The sequence below is a fragment of the Bacillus sp. FSL L8-0167 genome, from assembly GCF_038630295.1.
GTDB classification, from domain to species: Bacteria; Bacillota; Bacilli; order Bacillales; family Bacillaceae; genus Bacillus; species Bacillus safensis.
Genome location: NZ_CP152027.1, coordinates 2333532 through 2353612, shown reverse-complemented (window position 1 = coordinate 2353612; position 20081 = coordinate 2333532). Strand labels below are relative to the sequence as shown.

24 protein-coding genes are annotated in these 20081 nt (G+C 41.9%); 20 read left to right on the top strand and 4 right to left on the bottom strand.

Annotated elements, in window-relative coordinates; all coding sequences use genetic code 11:
* Positions 1-9 precede the first annotated feature (9 nt).
* The 3 genes from MHB66_RS12155 to MHB66_RS12145 all read left to right on the top strand — a co-directional run bounded on the left by MHB66_RS12155 (position 10) and on the right by MHB66_RS12145 (position 1791).
* Positions 10-750 carry a polysaccharide deacetylase family protein gene (locus tag MHB66_RS12155; protein WP_046311839.1) on the top strand — a complete coding sequence of 247 codons (741 nt, stop codon included), beginning with the start codon at positions 10-12 and terminating at the stop codon, positions 748-750.
* A gap of 84 nt (positions 751-834) precedes the next feature.
* Entirely contained in the window at positions 835-1563 is a 729-nt protein-coding gene (locus MHB66_RS12150) for a GDSL-type esterase/lipase family protein (RefSeq protein ID WP_235362264.1), read from the top strand.
* A 78-nt stretch (positions 1564-1641) separates the two neighbouring features.
* On the top strand, positions 1642-1791 hold the full coding sequence (locus MHB66_RS12145; protein WP_162842499.1) for a hypothetical protein: 150 nt from the start codon (positions 1642-1644) through the stop codon (positions 1789-1791).
* Positions 1792-1926: 135 nt separating this feature from the next.
* Here the strand turns inward: MHB66_RS12145 and MHB66_RS12140 are convergent, their stop codons facing one another.
* Entirely contained in the window at positions 1927-2067 is a 141-nt protein-coding gene (locus MHB66_RS12140) for a sporulation histidine kinase inhibitor Sda (protein ID WP_003217327.1), read from the bottom strand.
* A 361-nt stretch (positions 2068-2428) separates the two neighbouring features.
* Between MHB66_RS12140 and MHB66_RS12135 the strand changes: the two genes are divergently transcribed.
* Genes MHB66_RS12135 through MHB66_RS12100 form a run of 8 tightly spaced genes read left to right on the top strand, consistent with a single transcriptional unit; the run spans position 2429 to position 7446 of the window.
* On the top strand, positions 2429-2950 hold the full coding sequence (locus MHB66_RS12135) for a YqeG family HAD IIIA-type phosphatase (protein WP_008356191.1): 522 nt from the start codon (positions 2429-2431) through the stop codon (positions 2948-2950).
* Between the two features lie 2 nt (positions 2951-2952).
* The gene (gene yqeH, locus MHB66_RS12130) at positions 2953-4053 is read left to right on the top strand and encodes a ribosome biogenesis GTPase YqeH (RefSeq protein WP_034661381.1); all 1101 of its coding nucleotides are present in this window, start codon (positions 2953-2955) and stop codon (positions 4051-4053) included.
* A 21-nt stretch (positions 4054-4074) separates the two neighbouring features.
* Entirely contained in the window at positions 4075-4917 is an 843-nt protein-coding gene (gene aroE / locus MHB66_RS12125; protein ID WP_046311834.1) for a shikimate dehydrogenase, read from the top strand.
* On the top strand, positions 4911-5201 hold the full coding sequence (gene yhbY / locus MHB66_RS12120) for a ribosome assembly RNA-binding protein YhbY (RefSeq protein WP_008342507.1): 291 nt from the start codon (positions 4911-4913) through the stop codon (positions 5199-5201). Before aroE ends, yhbY begins: the two co-directional genes overlap by 7 nt.
* Before the next feature lie 13 nt (positions 5202-5214).
* Complete coding sequence (locus MHB66_RS12115; RefSeq protein WP_034280081.1) at positions 5215-5784, top strand: nicotinate-nucleotide adenylyltransferase; 570 nt, start codon at positions 5215-5217, stop codon at positions 5782-5784.
* Positions 5774-6337: a bis(5'-nucleosyl)-tetraphosphatase (symmetrical) YqeK gene (gene yqeK / locus MHB66_RS12110; RefSeq protein WP_034280084.1), complete on the top strand. Its 564-nt coding sequence runs from the start codon at positions 5774-5776 to the stop codon at positions 6335-6337. The genes MHB66_RS12115 and yqeK overlap by 11 nt, the downstream gene beginning before the upstream one ends.
* Before the next feature lie 12 nt (positions 6338-6349).
* Entirely contained in the window at positions 6350-6706 is a 357-nt protein-coding gene (gene rsfS / locus MHB66_RS12105; RefSeq protein ID WP_046311830.1) for a ribosome silencing factor, read from the top strand.
* The gene (locus MHB66_RS12100) at positions 6703-7446 is read left to right on the top strand and encodes a class I SAM-dependent methyltransferase (protein WP_041106941.1); all 744 of its coding nucleotides are present in this window, start codon (positions 6703-6705) and stop codon (positions 7444-7446) included. Before rsfS ends, MHB66_RS12100 begins: the two co-directional genes overlap by 4 nt.
* 48 nt (positions 7447-7494) lie before the next feature.
* Here the strand turns inward: MHB66_RS12100 and comER are convergent, their stop codons facing one another.
* A complete protein-coding gene (comER, locus tag MHB66_RS12095) occupies positions 7495-8343 on the bottom strand; it encodes a late competence protein ComER (RefSeq protein ID WP_024423047.1) in 849 nt (282 codons plus the stop codon).
* Positions 8344-8433: 90 nt separating this feature from the next.
* Between comER and MHB66_RS12090 the strand changes: the two genes are divergently transcribed.
* The 3 genes from MHB66_RS12090 to MHB66_RS12080 all read left to right on the top strand — a co-directional run bounded on the left by MHB66_RS12090 (position 8434) and on the right by MHB66_RS12080 (position 12018).
* Positions 8434-9063, top strand: coding sequence for a helix-hairpin-helix domain-containing protein (locus MHB66_RS12090; RefSeq protein WP_046311827.1), 630 nt, complete (start codon positions 8434-8436; stop codon positions 9061-9063).
* A 65-nt stretch (positions 9064-9128) separates the two neighbouring features.
* A complete protein-coding gene (locus MHB66_RS12085; protein WP_024423045.1) occupies positions 9129-9698 on the top strand; it encodes a ComE operon protein 2 in 570 nt (189 codons plus the stop codon).
* Positions 9691-12018 (top strand): DNA internalization-related competence protein ComEC/Rec2, encoded by a 2328-nt coding sequence (locus MHB66_RS12080; RefSeq protein WP_046311825.1) that lies wholly within the window; start codon positions 9691-9693, stop codon positions 12016-12018. The genes MHB66_RS12085 and MHB66_RS12080 overlap by 8 nt, the downstream gene beginning before the upstream one ends.
* A gap of 39 nt (positions 12019-12057) precedes the next feature.
* Here the strand turns inward: MHB66_RS12080 and MHB66_RS12075 are convergent, their stop codons facing one another.
* Entirely contained in the window at positions 12058-12192 is a 135-nt protein-coding gene (locus tag MHB66_RS12075; RefSeq protein ID WP_012010638.1) for a YqzM family protein, read from the bottom strand.
* A 236-nt stretch (positions 12193-12428) separates the two neighbouring features.
* Here MHB66_RS12075 and holA point away from each other — a divergent pair, with 236 nt between their 5' ends.
* Positions 12429-13448: a DNA polymerase III subunit delta gene (holA, locus tag MHB66_RS12070; RefSeq protein ID WP_046311824.1), complete on the top strand. Its 1020-nt coding sequence runs from the start codon at positions 12429-12431 to the stop codon at positions 13446-13448.
* A 134-nt stretch (positions 13449-13582) separates the two neighbouring features.
* Here holA and rpsT read toward each other — a convergent pair whose 3' ends face one another.
* A complete protein-coding gene (rpsT, locus tag MHB66_RS12065) occupies positions 13583-13849 on the bottom strand; it encodes a 30S ribosomal protein S20 (protein ID WP_024423042.1) in 267 nt (88 codons plus the stop codon).
* Between the two features lie 198 nt (positions 13850-14047).
* On the opposite strand from rpsT, the gene gpr reads away from it, so the two are divergent.
* The 5 genes from gpr (at position 14048) to hemW (ending at position 20018) form a co-directional block, all read left to right on the top strand.
* Entirely contained in the window at positions 14048-15163 is a 1116-nt protein-coding gene (gpr, locus tag MHB66_RS12060) for a GPR endopeptidase (RefSeq protein ID WP_024423041.1), read from the top strand.
* A 66-nt stretch (positions 15164-15229) separates the two neighbouring features.
* On the top strand, positions 15230-16438 hold the full coding sequence (locus MHB66_RS12055; RefSeq protein ID WP_046311822.1) for a stage II sporulation protein P: 1209 nt from the start codon (positions 15230-15232) through the stop codon (positions 16436-16438).
* Between the two features lie 13 nt (positions 16439-16451).
* The gene (locus MHB66_RS12050; protein ID WP_024423039.1) at positions 16452-16784 is read left to right on the top strand and encodes a YqxA family protein; all 333 of its coding nucleotides are present in this window, start codon (positions 16452-16454) and stop codon (positions 16782-16784) included.
* A 141-nt stretch (positions 16785-16925) separates the two neighbouring features.
* Entirely contained in the window at positions 16926-18764 is a 1839-nt protein-coding gene (gene lepA / locus MHB66_RS12045) for a translation elongation factor 4 (RefSeq protein ID WP_024423038.1), read from the top strand.
* Between the two features lie 114 nt (positions 18765-18878).
* On the top strand, positions 18879-20018 hold the full coding sequence (gene hemW, locus MHB66_RS12040; RefSeq protein ID WP_046311818.1) for a radical SAM family heme chaperone HemW: 1140 nt from the start codon (positions 18879-18881) through the stop codon (positions 20016-20018).
* Positions 20019-20081 lie beyond the last annotated feature (63 nt).

Below are 20081 nucleotides of genomic sequence, written 5' to 3'. Positions count from 1 at the left end.
GGCGGTCGAATGAGAGGGCTGCATATCTTGATGTGTATATGGCTGCTATGTGCTTTTATTCCTAATAAAATAGAGGCACGTACATTAAAACGAGTCGATCTTGAAAAAACGGGACGTGCCTTTTGGGATGTGAGAGCGGAACGGAAAAAGATTGCGATCACCTTTGATGATGGACCTCATCCAGTGTATACAAATCAAATATTGGATGTGCTGAAGGACCATCAAGTGAATGCAAGCTTTTTTGTGATAGGGAGCCGAATTCATACATATCCAATGATCGCAGAACGGATTGTGGACGAGGGGAATGAACTCGGCAATCATACGATGAATCATACGTATTTTGACCTTTTGTCGTCAAAGGAGATCAAGCGGGAATTAAAAGAATCAGCGGCTCATATCGCTTCACTCCAGCCTGGCGGTCCCTTATTATTTCGCCCTCCTGGTGGACGCTTAACAATGAAATCATTCCGCATTCTATCAAAGCAAGGGTACGATGTGGTCATGTGGTCCTTTACGCAAGATCCGAAGGACTGGTCAAGACCAGGCGCACGTAAAATTGCAAGCCGAATCATTGATCATATTCAAGGCGGCGATATCATCCTTTTACATGATGGCGGAGGAAATCGCAAGCAAACGGTAGAAGCATTGAAACAAGTGATTCCTGAGTTGAAGAAGAGGGGCTATGAATTTGTAAAAGTAAGTGAACTGCTGCACCATGACAAAGCATATATGCCTGTTCAGCTGCAATAGGCAGCATTCGTCAAAAACATTCATTCATTGAAACCAAAAGTCTTGTCGTTTAATATATGAAGAGGGCTTTTGGAGGTGAATGTTGTGAAGAAATATGTTTTCCTTTTTATCCTACTATGTGTTGCTGCTGGTTGCTCTAAGCCAGTACAAGAAAGCGTCATTGCATTTGGTGACAGCAATACAAGAGGATCAAACTGGGACTTTCGAGATTATCCAACATCTGAAAAATGGGTGAATCTCATGAAAAACGTCGAGCGCGGCCAAATTCAAGTGAAGAATGCAGGTATTGGCGGGCAGACGACTGAAGACGCGAAACTTCGCTTTGAGCAGGATATTTTAAAACAGAAACCAACTTACGTCCTCATCATGTTCGGCACGAATGATGCGGCGATTTTAGACGGGAAACATCCCCGAGTGACGAAAAAACGGTTTAAAGAAAATTTAATCTACTTTGTTTCTGAAAGTAGAAAAGAAGGCATAACCCCGATTCTCATGACCTGTGTGCCTGTTGTAGAAGGCGGGAAAAAGGGCTTGTATTATTACTCTAGATATAAGTCATCTTATTTTGCCGGGAGAGGCGGGGCAAGAGCCTGGCAAAACTCTTATAATGATATCATCAGAGAAGTAGCGAATGATGAGCAGGTGCCGCTTGTCGACAACTGGAAAGCTTTCATCCGAGAAGCTGGAGAAGATAGTGATCATGCCCTGATTCAATCAGGTTTGATCGACCCTTCTGGCAATCATATGACACCAAAAGGGGCGAGAATTATTTATAACGAAATCAAAGAGCGTGATGTCATCAAACATTTTTAAATGATGGCCATCTGCCTAAACAAGACCATCCATCCAGCATAGTCTAACAGTATATCTTCCTAGAAGGAGGTAACTGATATGTGGGGATGTCCTTATCCTTACCCTGCGTGTTCGCCTTATCCAGCACAAGGAGCAGGAATCGGTTACGCTTTTCTTGTTGTGTTCCTTGTGGTCATTTTAGTCGTAGGCGGAGGGTTATGGTTTTGGAATGAACAGCCTTGCAATTAAGACACCTCTTCTTTCATCAGAAGGGGTGTTTTTTACGGAAAATAGTAGTAAGCCTATAGCGCAAGTGATATAATATCAGTCACCTGAGTTTAAAAAAGGAGAGTGCTCGGGAGGCATGGTTCCTGTGATATGGAATTAAGAGGAAACAGAGAGCATATGCCCGAGCGAACGTCTTTTCATTTCTGTCTCAATTAATTCAATGAAGTCGCGATTTAAGTTCATTTCATTTGCTTTATAATACGATTCTATAAGTAAATCATCTGACAGCTTTTTCATACTAGAAACCCATATGATGGGAAAAACACCTCCCCTGAAAAAGTTGGCATAAAATTTGAGGAAAAGACATATCATCATAGGTTGATCGACTGTCTTTGAAGTACCTTTAATCTACCATGAATGGGAAACAAGAACAATCGTTCTGTTATCCACATGGTTAAGTGGATAACTTGTGGGTAGAGTGTTTATAATTGAATGAAAGCGTGATGGAATATAGGTGGATAATGTGTGTAAAATTATCCACACCTGTTGAAGGTCCTCATCATATGTCGAAAACTTTTTCATTGTATTCGATAGACAGACAAATTGTGATTTGATTCGACACAATCGCTGAAAACCAATGGAAGAAAGGGTGCAAATTGTGCTAAAGAAGTATTTCTTACCGGATGAATTTGTGAAAAGTATTTTCCACATTTCACCGCAAAAATTAAAAGAACGAAATGTAAAAGGAATTATTACCGATCTAGATAACACACTAGTAGAATGGGACCGTCCAAGTGCGACACCGCGCTTAATTGAATGGTTTCAAGAAATGAAAGATCACGGGATACAAGTGACGATTGTATCGAACAATAATGAAAAAAGGGTCAAGCTTTTTTCTGAACCGGTTCATATTCCGTTTATTTATAAAGCGAGAAAGCCTATGGGAAGAGCCTTTAATAAGGCAGTCGCTGATATGCAGTTGAAAAAAGAAGATGTGGTTGTCATTGGAGATCAGCTCATGACAGATGTTCTTGGCGGGAATCGTCATGGCTTCCATACGATTTTGGTCGTTCCTGTTGCTGCCTCGGACGGATTTTTCACAAAGTTTAACAGGCAGATTGAACGCAGAATTTTAGGAGCCTTAAAGCGTAAGGGCCACATTCAGTGGGAGGAAGAGTAATAATGGAAAAGGTTGTTTGTATTGGCTGCGGTGTAGCCATTCAGACGGAAGATAAAGATCAATTAGGATATGCGCCGGCAGCATCTCTATTGAAAGAAGATGTGATCTGTCAGCGCTGTTTTAGGTTAAAGAACTACAATGAGATTCAAGATGTTTCTTTAACAGAGGACGACTTTTTAAATATATTGCACAGCATTGGAGAGACAGATTCTCTCATTGTGAAGGTCGTTGATATTTTTGACTTTAACGGAAGCTGGATCAATGGACTGAGCCGTATTGTCGGCGGTAATCCGATTTTACTTGTCGGCAACAAAGTGGATATTTTACCGAAATCCGTGAAAAAAGATCGTCTGATTCATTGGATGAAACGGGAAGCAAAAGAAAACGGATTAAATCCTATCGATGTTTTCTTAATCAGTGCAAGCAGAGGCCAGGGTGTGCCTGAGGTGATGGAAGCGATCGATCATTACCGCGAGGGAAGAAATGTCTATGTTGTCGGCTGTACGAATGTTGGAAAATCAACATTTATCAATCGAATCATCAAAGAAGTATCTGGCGAAGAGAACGTTATTACTACATCCCAATATCCAGGTACTACACTTGATGCGATTGAAATTCCGCTTGATGACGGGTCTGCTTTATTTGATACGCCGGGCATCATCAACCGCCATCAAATGGCGCACTATGTCAGCAAAAATGACTTGAAGATTTTAACGCCGAAAAAAGAATTGAAACCGAGAACGTTCCAATTAAATGAAGCACAAACGCTTTATTTTGGCGGACTGGCTCGATTTGATTACGTAAAAGGCGGCAGAACATCATTTGTCTGCTATATGCCAAATGAGCTGAACATTCACCGGACAAAGCTGGAGAACGCAGATGATTTATATGAAAAACATGCAGGGGAACTCTTGTCACCGCCATCAAAAGAGGGAATGGAAGATTTCCCGCCGCTCGTTCCGCATACCTTTACCATTGATCAGCCAAAAATGGACATCGTCTTTTCAGGTTTAGGCTGGGTTACTGCAAATGATGCGGGCAAGCAAATCAAAGTTTATGCGCCAAAAGGCGTTCATGTGTTTATGAGACGTTCGTTAATTTAAATGTTCAAAGGGGGAGAGACCTTGAAACCTTTATACGGAGTAATCGGTAACCCTGTTGGCCACTCAATGTCTCCGGATATTCATAATGCAGCACTAAAGGACGCTGGAATTGATGGACATTATCATGGCTTTCAAGTAGAAAGTGATGACCTGAAAGATGCGATTAGCGGCATGAAAGCGTTAGGAATCAGCGGCATTAACGTCACTGTTCCTCACAAGGTAGAAATCATGCAGTACCTCGACAAAATTGATGTGACAGCTGAACGCCTCGGTGCCGTCAATACGGTGAGGCTCGAAGGGGGTCAGCTCGTTGGGTACAATACAGATGGAGAAGGCTTTCTTCATTCATTGCTTGAAGCCTTGGATCAGCCGCTATCAGAGCTGTCATTTCTCTTGATTGGTGCTGGCGGAGCGGCAAGAGCGATTTATACGACAATTGCTCAGTATGCACCGAAGAGCTTTGATATTACGAACCGCACCATTGAAAAAGCTGAAGCTTTAATTGAAAGTGCAGAGGGGAAAATCACATCTCAAGCAATCACATTAAATGCAGCGGAAGAGCGGCTTGGGGAATATGATGTCATCATCCATACGACCTCGATCGGCATGTATCCGAATGTTGAAGAAACCCCGATTTCTTTAGCGAACGCAAAAAAAACAGCGGTCGTTTGTGATATTGTGTATAATCCAATAGAAACAAAACTGCTCAGTGAAGCAGCAGGTTTAGGCTTGAAAACAGTGGATGGGGTTGGCATGTTTGTTGGACAAGCAGTAAGAGCCTTTGAACTGTGGACAGGCATTACACCTGACGCCGGAAAAATGAAGTCAATTGTTATAGAGAAATTAGGAGGAACACCATGTTAAAAGGTAAGCAAAAACGTTTTTTACGTGCACAAGCACATCATTTATCACCTATTTTTCAAGTTGGAAAAGGCGGGGTGAATGACAATATGGTCAAGCAAATTTCCGAGGCGCTTGAAGCAAGAGAACTGTTAAAGGTCAGCGTATTGCAAAATTGCGACGAGGACAAAACGGAAGTTGCGAAAGCACTTGTAAAAGGTGCAAAGGCTGAACTCGTTCAAACGATCGGAAATGTGATTGTCCTTTACAAAGAATCTAAGGAAAATAAACAAATTAAGCTGCCGTAAAGGTGGATGCGATATGAAAAAAATAGGGTTGTTCGGCGGTACGTTTGATCCTCCCCATAACGGGCATTTGCTGATGGCAAGTGAGGTGCGGATTCAAGTGGGGCTTGATGAAATTTGGTTTATCCCAAACCATATGCCTCCTCATAAAACTGGACGGAAACGAGCAGATAGTCATCACCGGATAAAAATGGTGGAGGCGGCGATTCAGTCAAATCCATATTTTCGGCTCGAGCTCATTGAAATGGAGCGGGAGGGTCCGTCTTATACGGTAGATACAGTCGATCTGTTAAAGAAGCGTCATCCAGAAGATCAGTTTTTTTTTATGATAGGAGCGGACATGGTCGAGTATTTGCCAAAATGGCATCGGATCGATGATTTGCTTCAAATGATCACCTTTATTGGGATGAAAAGGCCGGGTTACGTTGGAAGTACGGGATATCCTGTTTTATTTGCAGATGTTCCAGCTTTTGATGTATCATCGACATTGATTAGGCAGCGAATAGAGCAGGGGAACCCTGTCGATTATTTGATTCCGAAAGCTGTTGAGCGTTATATAAAGGAGCATCATTTATATGAATCGTGAAGAAGCATTGAACTGTGTCAAAGAGCAGTTAACAGAGCATAGATATACACATACACTCGGAGTCATGGAGACAGCCATTTCATTAGCGGAACGGTTCGGTGCAGATGTGAAAAAAGCAGAGATCGCCGCTATTTTTCATGATTATGCGAAATTTAGACCAAAAGAAGAAATGAAGGGGATTATCCAAAAAGAACAGATGAACCCTTTATTGCTTGAATATTCGCCCGAGCTTTGGCACGCCCCGGTTGGTGCCTATTTGGTCAAAAAAGAAGCTGGAATTGATGATCAAGATGTGTTAACAGCTATTGAATTTCATACTTCCGGCAGACCAGACATGACCTTACTTGAAAAAGTCATTTATGTCGCAGATTATATTGAACCAGGACGTCATTTCCCTGGTGTCGAAGAAGTAAGGGAATTAGCAGAACATGATCTAGATCGTGCACTGATCCAATCATTAAAAAACACCATCAGTTTTCTAATGAAAAAGAATCAGCCAGTCTTTCCAGATACGCTTGCTACTTACAACTCGCTTGTGCATAAGAACAACTAAGGAGGAATTTGGATGGATTCATCATCAATTTTAAACGTCGCAGCAGGAGCATGCGATGATAAACGGGCTGAGGATATTATTGCCCTTAATATGCAAGGAATCTCACTTGTTGCAGATTATTTTCTCATTTGTCACGGGAATTCTGATAAACAAGTGCAAGCCATTGCAAGAGAAGTAAAACATTTTGCAGAGGAAAGCGGAATCGAAGTGAAGAAGATGGAAGGCTTTGATGAAGCAAGATGGGTATTGATTGACCTAGGTGATGTCATTGCCCATGTGTTCCACAAAGAAGAAAGAGGATACTACAATCTAGAAAAGCTATGGGGAGATGCGCCGAGAGAAACGCTTTCACTTGGCATTAACTCATGATTTATCAAGGGTTTGCAGGTGTGTATGACGAGCTCATGACACATGCACCTTATGATGAATGGGTTCAGTGGATCCAGCAGTATATGAAGCCGAATGCTGCCATCATCGATGTAGGCTGTGGAACTGGAGAGATTTCTCTTCGGTTAGCTGAAAAGGGCCACAAGGTCACAGGAATTGACCTCAGTGAAGAAATGCTGGCCTTCGCGCAGCAAAAAGCGCAGGCGAAAAAGCAGTCGATTCAATTTTTACATCAAGATATGAGAGAGGTTACGGGCTTTGAGCAAGCCTTCCAGGCAGCTGTTATTTGCTGTGATTCCTTGAATTACTTAAAAAACGAAAATGACGTCAAAAAAACCTTTAAAAACATGTTTCAGCTTTTAGAGGCAGATGGGGTTTTACTTTTTGATGTTCATACGCCTTATAAAATGGAAGAGGTATTCCCGGGTTCGACTTATGCAGATCAAGATGAAGAGATCAGCTATATTTGGCAGAGTGATAAAGGGGATGACATGTATTCGGTCATTCATGATTTAAGCTTTTTTGTAAAAGACGGAGACATGTATCAGCGTTATGATGAGACACATGAACAGCGCACATTTCCATTTGAAACATATGCAGCGTTCCTTGAGTCAGCTGGCTTTGAACAAATAGAAGTGACTGCTGATTTTACAAATGAAGCCCCCGGTGAATTCGCCGAAAGGTATTTCATCTCAGCTAAGAAACCAAAAACCATCGTTTAATAGAACGATGGTTTTTTAAAACCCTTTTTTCGCTTGTTGCAAAGATGATTAATTTCTGCGATCATCAGTGAACACGCTTGGCGGATATTGATGCGCAACCGCCTCTAGATCTTCATCGAATTTTTCATGGGTGTTTTGAAAGAGACGGTGAAACATATCTTGCACCCCTGCTTCAAGTGCTTTAATGCCTTCACCAGTGACGCCGCCTTTCACACATACTTTGTCTTGCAGTGTCGGAAGGGTATAGACTCTTTTTTCAATCAATCGGCCAAGTCCAACAAGCATATCCTCTGATAAGGTGGTGGCTTCTTCTTTGGAAATATCCGTTTCTTCTACGGCCGCTTCAATCATTTTCTGAACGAGAAAACTGATAAAAGCAGGTCCGCAGCTGACAATATCGGAAGCCGCTCTTGTAATCGAATGATGGATCTCGATAGGTGTTGAAATGCACGAAGCTAACTGTCTTAACGCAGTTTTCGTCGCGGCATTGCATGATGAACCAAAAGTTAAAAGTGATGCGCCTGATAAAGCGCGGTTTGTAATGCTTGGAATCAGCCTGGCTGTTTGACAAGGAACGATATCCTGAAGCTGTTCAGGATGAACCGGACTTGTAATGATGACAATGGTTTGCTGCTCCGTTAAAAGAGGGCTCAGCTCTTTTAACAGTGGATAAATATCAAGTGGTTTGACACAAACAAAAATGAAATCTTTATTCGTGACAGCCCCTGAAAGCTGTTTCGTTACTTCAAGCTCTGGATGGTTCTTTTTTATATTGAACGCTTTTTCAATGGTTCGGTTTGTAATAGTAATCGATGAGGGATTGACTGCCTTTGATTCAATAAATGCCTCAGTAAGTATGGTACCCATGTTTCCTGTACCGATTAACCCTATATTCAAACGTTCTCCCTCCTTAGACGCATTGGATCTGTTATCTTCTAAACAGTATGTTGAGCAGTAGAAAAATATGATTGAAAGAAGCGTGAGTAAGTGAAACGACTCATTTCATTAAAAAAATACAGTCTTTATATCGCCGCTGGACTCATAGTCGTGATCATCTTCAGTTTCTTCTTTTTCACTGGAAAAGGAGAGGGCAACAGAGAGCCAAGTGTATTGAAGGAAAATAAAGACATACAAGTCACATTAGAAGACAAACAAGAAAAGACAGAAAAAGAGCCATCGACGATTTTTGTAGAGGTCAAAGGAGCTGTAAGGAAGCCAGGTGTTTATACGTTTCAATCTGATGCTCGGGTAGAGGAAGCGATTCAAAGGGCAGGAGGCTTTACCAGCAAAGCAGACTCGATTGAAATCAACCAAGCAGCTAAATTAGAGGATAGTATGATGATTTATGTTCGGAAGCAGGGGGAAGCGGAAAGAGAGGCGCAAACAGCATCAGCTGACGCATCAACGGGCGTTGAAAAGAGTGAAGGTGTGAATGTCAATCAGGCCGATGCAGCCGAATTGCAAACCATTAACGGCATAGGACCAGCTAAAGCCGAAGCTATAATAATGTATAGAGAGGAACACGGAGAATTTCAACAAATTGAAGACTTGCGGAACATTTCAGGTTTTGGGGAAAAGACGATTGAACGGCTGAAAAGTCAATTGACCGTGAAGTAGAATTGACGTTAGAGAAGAAAGGCATGTACACTTAATATCAACCATCATTCTGGAGGGATCAGCTCGTGGAAAGAATTTCATGGAATCAATATTTTATGGCACAAAGCCATTTGCTTGCTTTACGAAGCACCTGTGAGCGGTTAGCTGTTGGGGCGACCATCGTAAGGGACAAGCGCATCATTGCAGGGGGGTATAATGGCTCCATTGCCGGTGATGTTCATTGTGCGGATGTAGGGTGCTATGTCATTGATCATCACTGTGTTCGCACCATCCATGCGGAAATGAATGCTATTTTACAATGTGCCAAATTTGGTGCACCTACAGCTGATGCTGAAATATATGTCACACATTTTCCTTGTTTACAGTGCTGTAAAGCCATCATTCAAGCGGGCATACGAACAGTGTACTATGCAAAGGATTATAAAAATCATCCATATGCGATTGATTTATTCGAGCAGGCGGGTGTTCAAACAGAGCAAGTTGAATTAGATGAAATGATCATCGACTTAAAAAATCAAGAAAAATTGGCCTTTGTTGCAGATTTAATTGGGAAGCTGAGTGAATCAGGACTTAGCGAAACAGAAATTCGCGATATGCATGAGAAGGCGAATCAATTATTTACTTCCTATGTTTAAATATTTGCCGTTTGGGGCAATTTCAGCAGCTGTTGGAATTGCTCTGGCTGCATATCATCTTCATATGTATTTCCTTCTCTTTCTTCTCATCATATTACTTCTCAGCCTACTGAAAAATATGCCTCAGCTCTTTTTAATGGTCAGCCTATGCGGTGCTGTCTATATACTCATTTTTATGATTCATGAGTCTCTTGAAACGGATCAACCCGTACTAGAAAAATTCCTATCTGGTTCCGTTGTGATTGAAAGTATTCCGAAAACAGATGGCAATCGTTTTTCAGCGACTGTTTCAACAGACCATGAACAACTAGCCACTTTTTATACAATTCAAACAGAGCGTGAAAAAGAGGCATTAAAAGAGGTAGAACCTGGTATGAGCTGTCACATGACAGGTGATGTTCGTCCAGCAAAGCAAGCAACCATTCCTAACGGGTTTCAATACGATCAATTTTTAAAATCAAAAGGCATTGACGCCATTTTTCTGCCACAGTCGATCAAAAACTGTACAAAAAAAGACGGGTCTTCCTATTTTCTTCAAGTGATAAGGCAAAAAGGTTTGAAATTTTTAGAAGATCATGTGCCTAAACACTCTGTTGGCATTGTACAGGCACTAATTTTTGGCGATCGTGAGTTGATAGAACCTGACACATTAAGAGATTATCAAATGCTCGGCATTATTCATTTACTAGCGATCTCAGGATTGCATGTGCAAACGCTTCTTGCATGTTTATTTTGGTGTCTCCTTCGTGCAGGCGTGACAAGAGAGACAGCACGTATTCTTCTCTTATGTTTTCTTCCAATTTATGCTTGTTTGACAGGTGCTGCACCATCTGTTTTAAGAGCTTGCCTCATGGCAGGAATCTATTTAGTGATGACTAGTCTGCCAAAAGAAATGAAACAGCCTTCTGCTGTGGTATTAAGTGCAACGTTTTTACTCTTATTAGCGGTTCATCCTCTTTATTTATTTGATATCGGATTTCAGCTTTCATTCGCGGTCACGTTTTTTATTTTGTTATCGACTAGGATTTTATCAAAAGCAAAAAGTTCAGTCATGCAATTATTCCTGATTTCCTTTATTGCACAGCTTGCTTCACTTCCTGTTCTTTTATATCATTTTCATCAATTCTCTTTACTGAGCGTACCTTTGAACATGATATTTGTTCCTTTATATACGACGGTCGTTATGCCGCTGTCCTTACTCTTTTTTATTCTCACTATCATTTATCTTCCGCTTGGACAAACATTGTTTCAGTTGCTTGATTCGGTGATTCAGCTTAGTCATCAATTGTCAGCCTATATGGCTGTTTTTGATGAATTCAACTTGATTTTTATGAAGTCTGCTTGGTGGCATATTCTGCTTGAGGTGAGCGCCTTAATTGTTCTGTTATTTGTGATGGAGAGCAAAACTTCTGTGAAATCCTATGCACTGCCGATCCTTTTTCTTATTGGTGTCTTGAGTGCACACTATTTCACCCCGAATTTTCTCGAAAAAGGGGAAGTGACAATGCTGGATGTAGGACAGGGGGATAGTTTGTTTATTCAGCTGCCCTATCGAAAGGGGCACCTGCTTGTGGATACAGGAGGCAGACTTTCTTTTGAAGAAGAACCGTGGAAAAAAAGACGTAAGGTGTCTACGATCGGTGATCAAACGCTGATCCCGTTTCTGCATTCTAAAGGAATAGCAAAACTTGATGTTCTTATTCTTACACATGCGGATCAAGACCATATGGGAGAAGCAGCTCGTTTAATCAAACGAAATAAAGTAAAGCGGCTGGCTATTCCAAAAGGCTTTGCGCGGAGTCCAGAGGATGCGGAGCTGTTAAAAGAAGCAGCTGATCAAGGGATTATGATTGATGAATTAGAGAGAGGAGATCAGCTTCAGATTGGAGAGCAAATATTTCAGGTCCTTCATCCATCGCGTGATCGGGTTACAACTAAGAATAATGATTCACTCGTTTTGACATTTACTCTAGGCGGGAAGCGGTTTCTGCTCACTGGAGATCTTGAACAAGAAGGGGAGCGAGACATGATAGAAGCCTTTCCTCATCTGCGGGCAGATATCTTAAAGGTTGGACATCACGGGAGTAAAGGGTCAACAAGCGAAGAATGGCTTCAGCATCTCAAGGCCTCACATGCACTCATTTCAGCAGGTGAACGCAATCGTTATCAGCATCCACATCAGGAAGTTTTGAAAAAATTAAAGGACCAGCAAATGAAGGTGTATCGTACAGATACCGACGGGAGCGTGACGTATGAATTTCTCGATGAGGAAGGAACGTTTTACACACACCCTCCATATGATATCTTACAAACTCAATAAAAAAACTGCCAAAACGGCAGTCATGTAACCTTCATGAAGTTAAGATCCAACGAGGTGTATAATGGTTGCCAAAATAAACATTGAGGCGAAAAATCCGAATGTGACGATAAAACCAACAGCTGAGTCGGTCACATCATTCCGCTTGCTTTGAACATTTTTTTCAAATTCATTCATTTTCATCCCTCCTGGCTAATTTTAGTATACTTGAACTCATTTGGAATTGCTAGAAGGTAAAGTAACCGTTTTCCATTTTATGATCATTTTATGAATATCGTCTGACAGCAGGCTGACCCGGGAGCTTGCGCCGGACGTTTACTATAAATGAGGAGGCGGCACTTTCAGCTTCCTCTTTACTAATGTCTTCACACACTTTAGGATAGAGGAGGAAGTGAAAGAGAGGGATTCAATTGATGGTCTTTGATGTATGGAACAATTTAAAACGAGGGGATATCCATCCCGTTTATTGCTTATATGGGAAAGAAACATATTTACTGCAAGAAACCGCTGCTAAATTGAGACAAGCTGTAGTAGACGAAGAAACGAAGGATTTTAATTACTCCGTCTTCGATATGGAAGAAGTGCCGCTTGAACAGGCTGTGACGGATGCAGAAACATTTCCGTTTATGGGAGAAAGACGTCTCGTCGTGATCAAGAATCCTTATTTTCTTACAGCTGAAAAGAAAAAGGAAAAGATTGAGCATGAGCTTTCTGTATTAGAAGCTTATTTAGAAAAGCCAGCGCCCTATACCATTCTCGTGTTATTGGCACCATATGAAAAGCTGGATGAGCGTAAGAAAATCACCAAATTGCTAAAAAAGAAAGCTGCTGTCGTTGAGGCGAAAGAGTTAAACCCAAAAGAAACAACTGATTTCACCATCACACTGGTGAAGACAGAAGGAAAGACGATTACATCTGAAGCGGCTGAGCAGCTTGTGATGCTATGCGGCGGGAGTCTCTCCTCTCTATTCCAAGAGGTTCGGAAGCTAAGTACATATATTGGAGAGCGGGAGGAAATTGAGTTAGCAGATGTCAATCAGCTCGTTGCAAGAAGCTTAGAGCAAAATATTTTCGAGCTGATTAATCAAATCGTAAACAGACGCCGCTCTGAGGCCATGCAGATGTTTTATGACCTGCTGAAGCAAAATGAGGAACCCATTAAAATATTAGCACTCATTTCAACTCAATTTCGATTGATTTTGCAGACGAAGTACTTCGCTCAGCAAGGATATGGACAAAAACAAATTGCTTCAAATCTAAAAGTCCATCCGTTTCGGGTCAAACTTGCGATGGATCAGGCAAGACTGTTTTCAGAAGAAGAGCTCAAGCAGATCGTCAAAGAGCTTTCAACGATTGATTATGAAATGAAAACCGGTAAAAAGGACAAGCAGCTGCTGTTAGAATTGTTCCTGCTTCGTTTGTTAGGCGCTTGAACATAAAAAAACGACCTTCTAAAAAGAGGGTCGTTTTTGTTTAGATGTATAATTGCCAGTCTGTCCTTAAGGCTCGGCCGGTCAGGACGGACGTACAGTTAAACAGGTGCCTCATCACTGAGGCGTTGCAAGCATTATGCAGAAAGTCCGTTTACTTGTTTAGCAAGTCTTGATTTGTAACGCGCAGCTGCGTTTTTGTGTACAAGACCAGTTTTAACGGCTTTGTCAATGCGTTTTGCAGCAGAAGCAAGAGCAGCTTTTGCTTGCTCAGCATCGTTGTTAGCTACAGAAACTTCAACTTGTTTAATCGCAGTACGCATCGCAGACTTGATTGTTACGTTATGTGCACGGCGTTCGTTATTCGTTTTTGTACGTTTGATCGCTGATTTAATATTTGGCATGTGTTTCACCTCCTAAGATACAACCTAAACACAATTGTCTTAAGGTTAAATCTTCACAATAGAACAAATTGTATTCTATCAAACACACCTTTAGAATGCAATATAAATGTAAAGTATTTTTCATTGATGACGTACTCGAATGTTTCTTTCAAGAGATGGAAAGACTACTGTTAATTACTTGGTGGAAGGAGTCTTTTTATGGAGAAACAGAAACTTGATTTAAGCGTTTATCAAATCCGGACAGACCTCGCTGTTGAAACAAAAGAGATACTAGAACAAGAGAACGATCCGAATGTCGTCAAAAAGGACGGGATCCAAGGGATTGTCGAAAAGGAAAAAGAAGAGCAAGGCATCCGCATACGTACTGTGGAAATCACGAAAGAAGGGGAGGAGCTGACCGGCAAAAAGGCAGGGACATACTTGACGTTTGAGGCACAAGGCATTCGGGAGAAAGACTCTGAGATGCAAGAAAAAGTCGTTGAAGTCTTTGCCCATCATTTTGCTCAGTTTTTAAAAGACCGAGGCATTCAGGCTGATGCAAGCTGCCTTGTAGTAGGGCTGGGAAACTGGAATGTTACGCCAGATGCACTAGGTCCTCTCACAGTTGAAAACCTGCTTGTAACCCGCCATCTCTTTGAATTGCAGCCGGAAAATGTTCAGGAAGGCTATCGCCCGGTTTCTTCTTTGTCACCTGGTGTGATGGGACTGACCGGTATTGAAACAAGTGACATTATCCAAGGCGTGATCGAGCGGTCTAAGCCTGATTTTGTCATCGCGGTCGATGCCCTTGCTGCTCGTGCGGTGGAACGAGTGAATACAACCATTCAAATTTCTGATACAGGTATCCATCCCGGCTCTGGTGTAGGGAATAAGCGAAAAGAATTAAGCAAAGAAACATTGGGAATTCCAGTGATTGCGATTGGCGTTCCGACAGTGGTGGATGCAGTAACCATTGCAAGTGACACAATTGATTATGTCTTAAAGCATTTTGGTAGAGAACTAAAAGATGATAGACCATCCCGCTCTCTTGTGCCGGCTGGTTTGACATTCGGGAAGAAAAAAGTGCTTAACGAAGAGGACTTGCCAGATGAAGAAACGCGTCAATCATTCTTAGGCATCGTAGGAACCCTTCCTGAAGAAGAGAAAAGGCAGCTGATCCACGAAGTGCTTGCGCCCCTGGGGCAAAATTTAATGGTCACGCCTAAGGAAGTCGATACATTCATTGATGATATGGCAAACGTACTTGCCAACGGATTAAACACAGCGCTTCATCAAAAAATCACTCAAGATAACATGGGTTCATATAATCATTAATCGGTTCTACTTTCTCTAGCTCGCTCATAGTGTAATTACTAGAAAGCGTGCTGGAGGGAGTAAATCATGAAAAAAAGACCCCGCCGTCCTCGACAGTTGGTCGTTGCGATTAATGGAACGAAAGTAGTAAAAAGCATCTTCTTATTTATTGCCTCTCTTGTTGTGGTGTTTGTGATATCAGGGGCTTTGACCTCTTTAAAACCCGAGCTGAGGCCGCAAGCCTCGTTATATGGTGTAGCAGATGAGCTCTCTGGCGCATTTTTTGCCACATTAATGGGCATGGAAAACCAATATTTCGCCTCAGCAGTTCCAGAAGCTCAAAAAGGATTTCATTTCTCTGGGCTGTCACTGAAGCTTGCAACCAGTATTAATTTAGAAGACCCGCGCAGTTTCCTAGGAAGAGAGCTCCCAGGATTTGAACATTTTGATACAAAAATCATCTTAGCGGGTGAAGGAACAGATTATACCAACATGCCAATGGAATCACCGCCGCCTAGTGAAGTAATCCAAGATGAAAAAGAAGCAAATTTGGCTGAGCTGGACAAGCTCGATGATGATACGCCGAAAAAGCCTGCCAAAGAACCGGACCGGTCAACAGGAAAACGAAAAGCTGTGTACATTTATCACACACATAATACGGAATCATATTTACCATTTTTAAAAGGAGAAACGAATCCAAATAATGCACGGCACTCAAAAGTGAATGTCACCCTTGTCGGCGACATGTTTGGAAAGGCGCTTGATCAGCAAGGAATCGGCAATACAGTCGACAAAACGGAAATTGAAAAAAGACTGTTAAAAAAAGGATTAAAGTATCCGCAGTCTTATAATGAATCAAGATTGGTCGTGAAAGAAGCCTTAGCGAAAAATGATGACCTCGATTATTTAATTGATATTCACCGGGACTCAAGAAGAAAGAAAGATACGACTGTCGAAATCAAAGGGAAAAAATATGCGAGAATTGCGTTTGTTGTTGGGAAGAAGAATCAAAGCTATGAGAAAAACTTAAAGCTTGCGACAGAGTTCCACCATTTGATGGAGAAAAAATATAAAGGTCTTAGTGTCGGTGTGTTTGCCAAAGGAGAAATTGGCGATAATGGAATCTATAATCAAGATTTATCCGACAAAGCCCTTCTTTTAGAATTTGGTGGAGTAGATAATAATATGGAAGAATTGAGAAATGCATCCAATGCGGCAGCTGATGTATTCAGCGACATTTTCTGGGACGCGGAAAAGGTTGACGGCAAAGCAAAGGATGAGAAAAAACGCTCTTAAGGTGGTGACGGATATGGGCTCATTTATTGGAAAAACCATTATTTTAGGATTGGTCTTGCTGTTTGGTGTCTTTTTAGGAATGCAGCAAGCGAATAATGGCATGCTGCAAATGAAGGGCTACCATGATCCGCAATTAAAAGGAGCTTTCTCCATTCAAATGAACGACAATGAAGAGAAGGAAGCTTCTATCTTAGGAACGGCTGTTACAGAAAAGGATCTTGCCGAAAAACAAAAACAGCTGGAGGAAATAGAGGGCTTTAATGCCTTTTCCAAGGCAGGAAAAGCCCTGTCTGATGGCATGACACATGCAGCCCGTTCTCTTTATGATTGGGTGAATGGGAAATAAGCGAATTTCATGAGATATCACCCTTTTGATCAAAGCCGCTGACCAATAAGCGGCTTTTCTTGATTTCGATTGAATCTTTACAGCCCTATTGATATAATCTAACCTAGCGCAACCCGCGTTTTATAGTAGGAGTGATAGATTGTGACAGATAAAGAAAAACGATTAGAACGGCAATCAAGAATTCGAAATTTCTCCATTATCGCCCATATTGACCATGGGAAATCCACATTGGCGGACCGTATTTTGGAAAAAACGGCGGCGATTACGCAGCGAGAAATGAAAGAACAATTGCTTGATTCCATGGATTTAGAGCGTGAACGCGGCATAACGATTAAATTAAACTCTGTCCAGCTGAAGTATAAGGCGAAGGATGGAGAAGAATATATCATGCACCTGATTGATACACCAGGGCATGTCGACTTCACCTATGAGGTATCTCGAAGCCTAGCTGCTTGTGAGGGTGCGATTCTCGTAGTAGATGCAGCACAAGGAATTGAAGCACAGACACTTGCGAACGTTTATTTAGCTCTTGATAACAACTTAGAAATTCTTCCGATTATCAACAAAATCGATCTGCCAAGTGCAGAGCCTGAGCGTGTAAGAGAAGAAATTGAAGATGTCATCGGGTTGGATGCGTCTGAAGCTGTTCTCACCTCTGCTAAGGCGGGTATTGGAATCGAGGATATTTTAGAACAAATCGTTGAAAAGGTGCCGGCTCCCGCTGGAGATCCAGAAGCACCACTTCAAGCCCTTATTTTTGATTCTCTTTACGATGCGTATCGCGGCGTTATTGCGTACATACGAATTGTTGAAGGAACCGTCAGACCTGGTCAGAAAATTAAAATGATGGCGACGGGGAAAGAATTTGAAGTACTAGAAGTGGGCGTTTTCACACCAAAAGCCATGCCAACAGACGAACTCACCGTTGGAGATGTTGGCTACTTAACCGCTGCAATTAAAAATGTCGGTGATACACGTGTAGGGGATACGATCACAAGCGCGGAGAACCCTGCGAAAGAAGCACTTCCAGGATACAGAAAGCTAAACCCAATGGTATACTGCGGACTTTATCCGATTGATACAGCGAAATACAACGATTTACGAGAAGCGTTAGAAAAGCTTGAATTAAATGATTCTTCACTTCAATATGAGGCAGAGACATCCCAAGCACTTGGCTTCGGTTTCCGCTGCGGCTTCCTTGGAATGCTTCATATGGAAATCATCCAAGAACGGATTGAACGTGAATTTAAAATTGATCTGATTACGACAGCGCCAAGTGTTATTTATGATGTATATATGACAGATGGAGAAAAAATCGTCGTAGATAACCCATCCAATCTGCCTGATCCGCAAAAGATTGAGCGAATTGAAGAACCGTATGTAAAAGCCACAATGATGGTGCCGAATGACTATGTAGGCTCTGTGATGGAGCTTTGCCAAGGAAAACGCGGGAATTTCATTGATATGCAGTATCTTGATGCGAACCGCGTGAGCATTGTGTACGAAATTCCTTTGGCAGAGATCGTATACGAATTCTTTGATCAGCTAAAGTCCAACACAAAAGGCTATGCGTCCTTTGATTATGAGCTGATTGGCTATCGTCCTTCGACGCTGGTGAAGATGGATATCATGCTGAATGGCGAAAAAATCGATGCCCTTTCCTTTATTGTTCACCGTGATTATGCATATGAACGAGGCAAGATCATCGTAGAAAAGCTAAAAGAATTGATTCCACGCCAGCACTTTGAAGTACCGGTTCAAGCAGCAATCGGTCAAAAAATCGTTGCTCGTTCCACCATTAAAGCGATGCGTAAAAACGTACTTGCTAAATGTTATGGTGGAGACATTTCCCGGAAAAGAAAGCTTCTTGAGAAGCAAAAAGAAGGGAAAAAGCGCATGAAGCAAGTGGGCTCTGTTGAAGTCCCGCAAGAAGCATTTATGGCCGTGCTGAAGATGGACGACAGCACACCAAAAAAATAACATCCTCAAGGCTGCCTGCTTTACAATGTCTGCCTTGACGTTTATAGTCGATAACAAACAAAGACGCCGCAGCGATAAACTGCGGCTCTTTACCTGTAAAGAAGGTGTCAACAAATGAAAGCAGCATACATTCATATTCCATTTTGTGAGCATATTTGCCACTATTGTGATTTCAATAAATTTTTCATCAAAACGCAGCCAGTCGACGAATACTTAGCCGCTCTTGAGAAAGAGATGCAGCACACGATCGAGCAAAAAGGCGAGCAGGAACTAAAGACGATTTTTATTGGCGGGGGAACCCCGACATCACTGACTGTCAGTCAGCTAGACCAGCTCATGAACAGCATTCACAGCGTATTAAGGCCGACAAAAAACCTGATTGAATTTGCAGTAGAAGCAAACCCAGACGAATTATCGCTTGAGAAACTGCATGTGCTTAAAGCAGCCGGCGTGAATCGGCTGAGCTTTGGCGTTCAAACTTTTGAAGACGATTTGCTCAAGAAAATTGGACGAGTTCATCAAAAGAAGGATGTCCTTACATCCTTTGAGCGAGCTAGAGCGGTTGGATTTGACAATATTAGCCTTGATCTCATGTTTGGCTTGCCGCATCAAGAAAAGCATCATGTGATGAATTCACTTGAGACGGCTTTCTCGCTGGGGGCAGAGCATTATTCGGTTTACTCACTCATCGTCGAGCCGAAAACCGTTTTTTACAACTTAATGCAAAAAGGAAAACTTCATTTACCGCCGCAAGAACGTGAGGCTGAAATGTATGAGCTTGTGATGGATGAAATGGAGCGCCATGGATTAAAGCAGTACGAAATTAGCAATTACGCCAAACCTGGCTTTGAAAGCCAGCATAACCTGACTTATTGGAGCAATGAAGATTACTTTGGTTTTGGTGCAGGCGCACACGGGTATGTAGATGGCATCCGAAATGTGAACGCAGGGCCGGTGAAACATTATTTGGAGCTGATTGACCAAACTGGGTTCCCGTATAAGGAAACACATCAGGTCACAAAAGCAGAGCAAATAGAAGAAGAAATGTTTTTGGGTCTTCGAAAAATCGAAGGGGTGAAAAGCGCTGATTTCCAAGCAAAATATGGTGCTGCACCAGAAGCACTTTTTTCCACTGTTCTTGAAGATTTAGAAGAAAAAGGCCTCATTGTAAAAGATGACATGGGGATACGTTTAACAAGAAAAGGAAAATTGTTAGGCAATGAAGTATTTCAAGCGTTTCTCGGTGAGTTATAATTGACATTTTAATTTGAGTTTGGTAATTTTGTTTATACAATTAGCACTCGTTGAAAGAGAGTG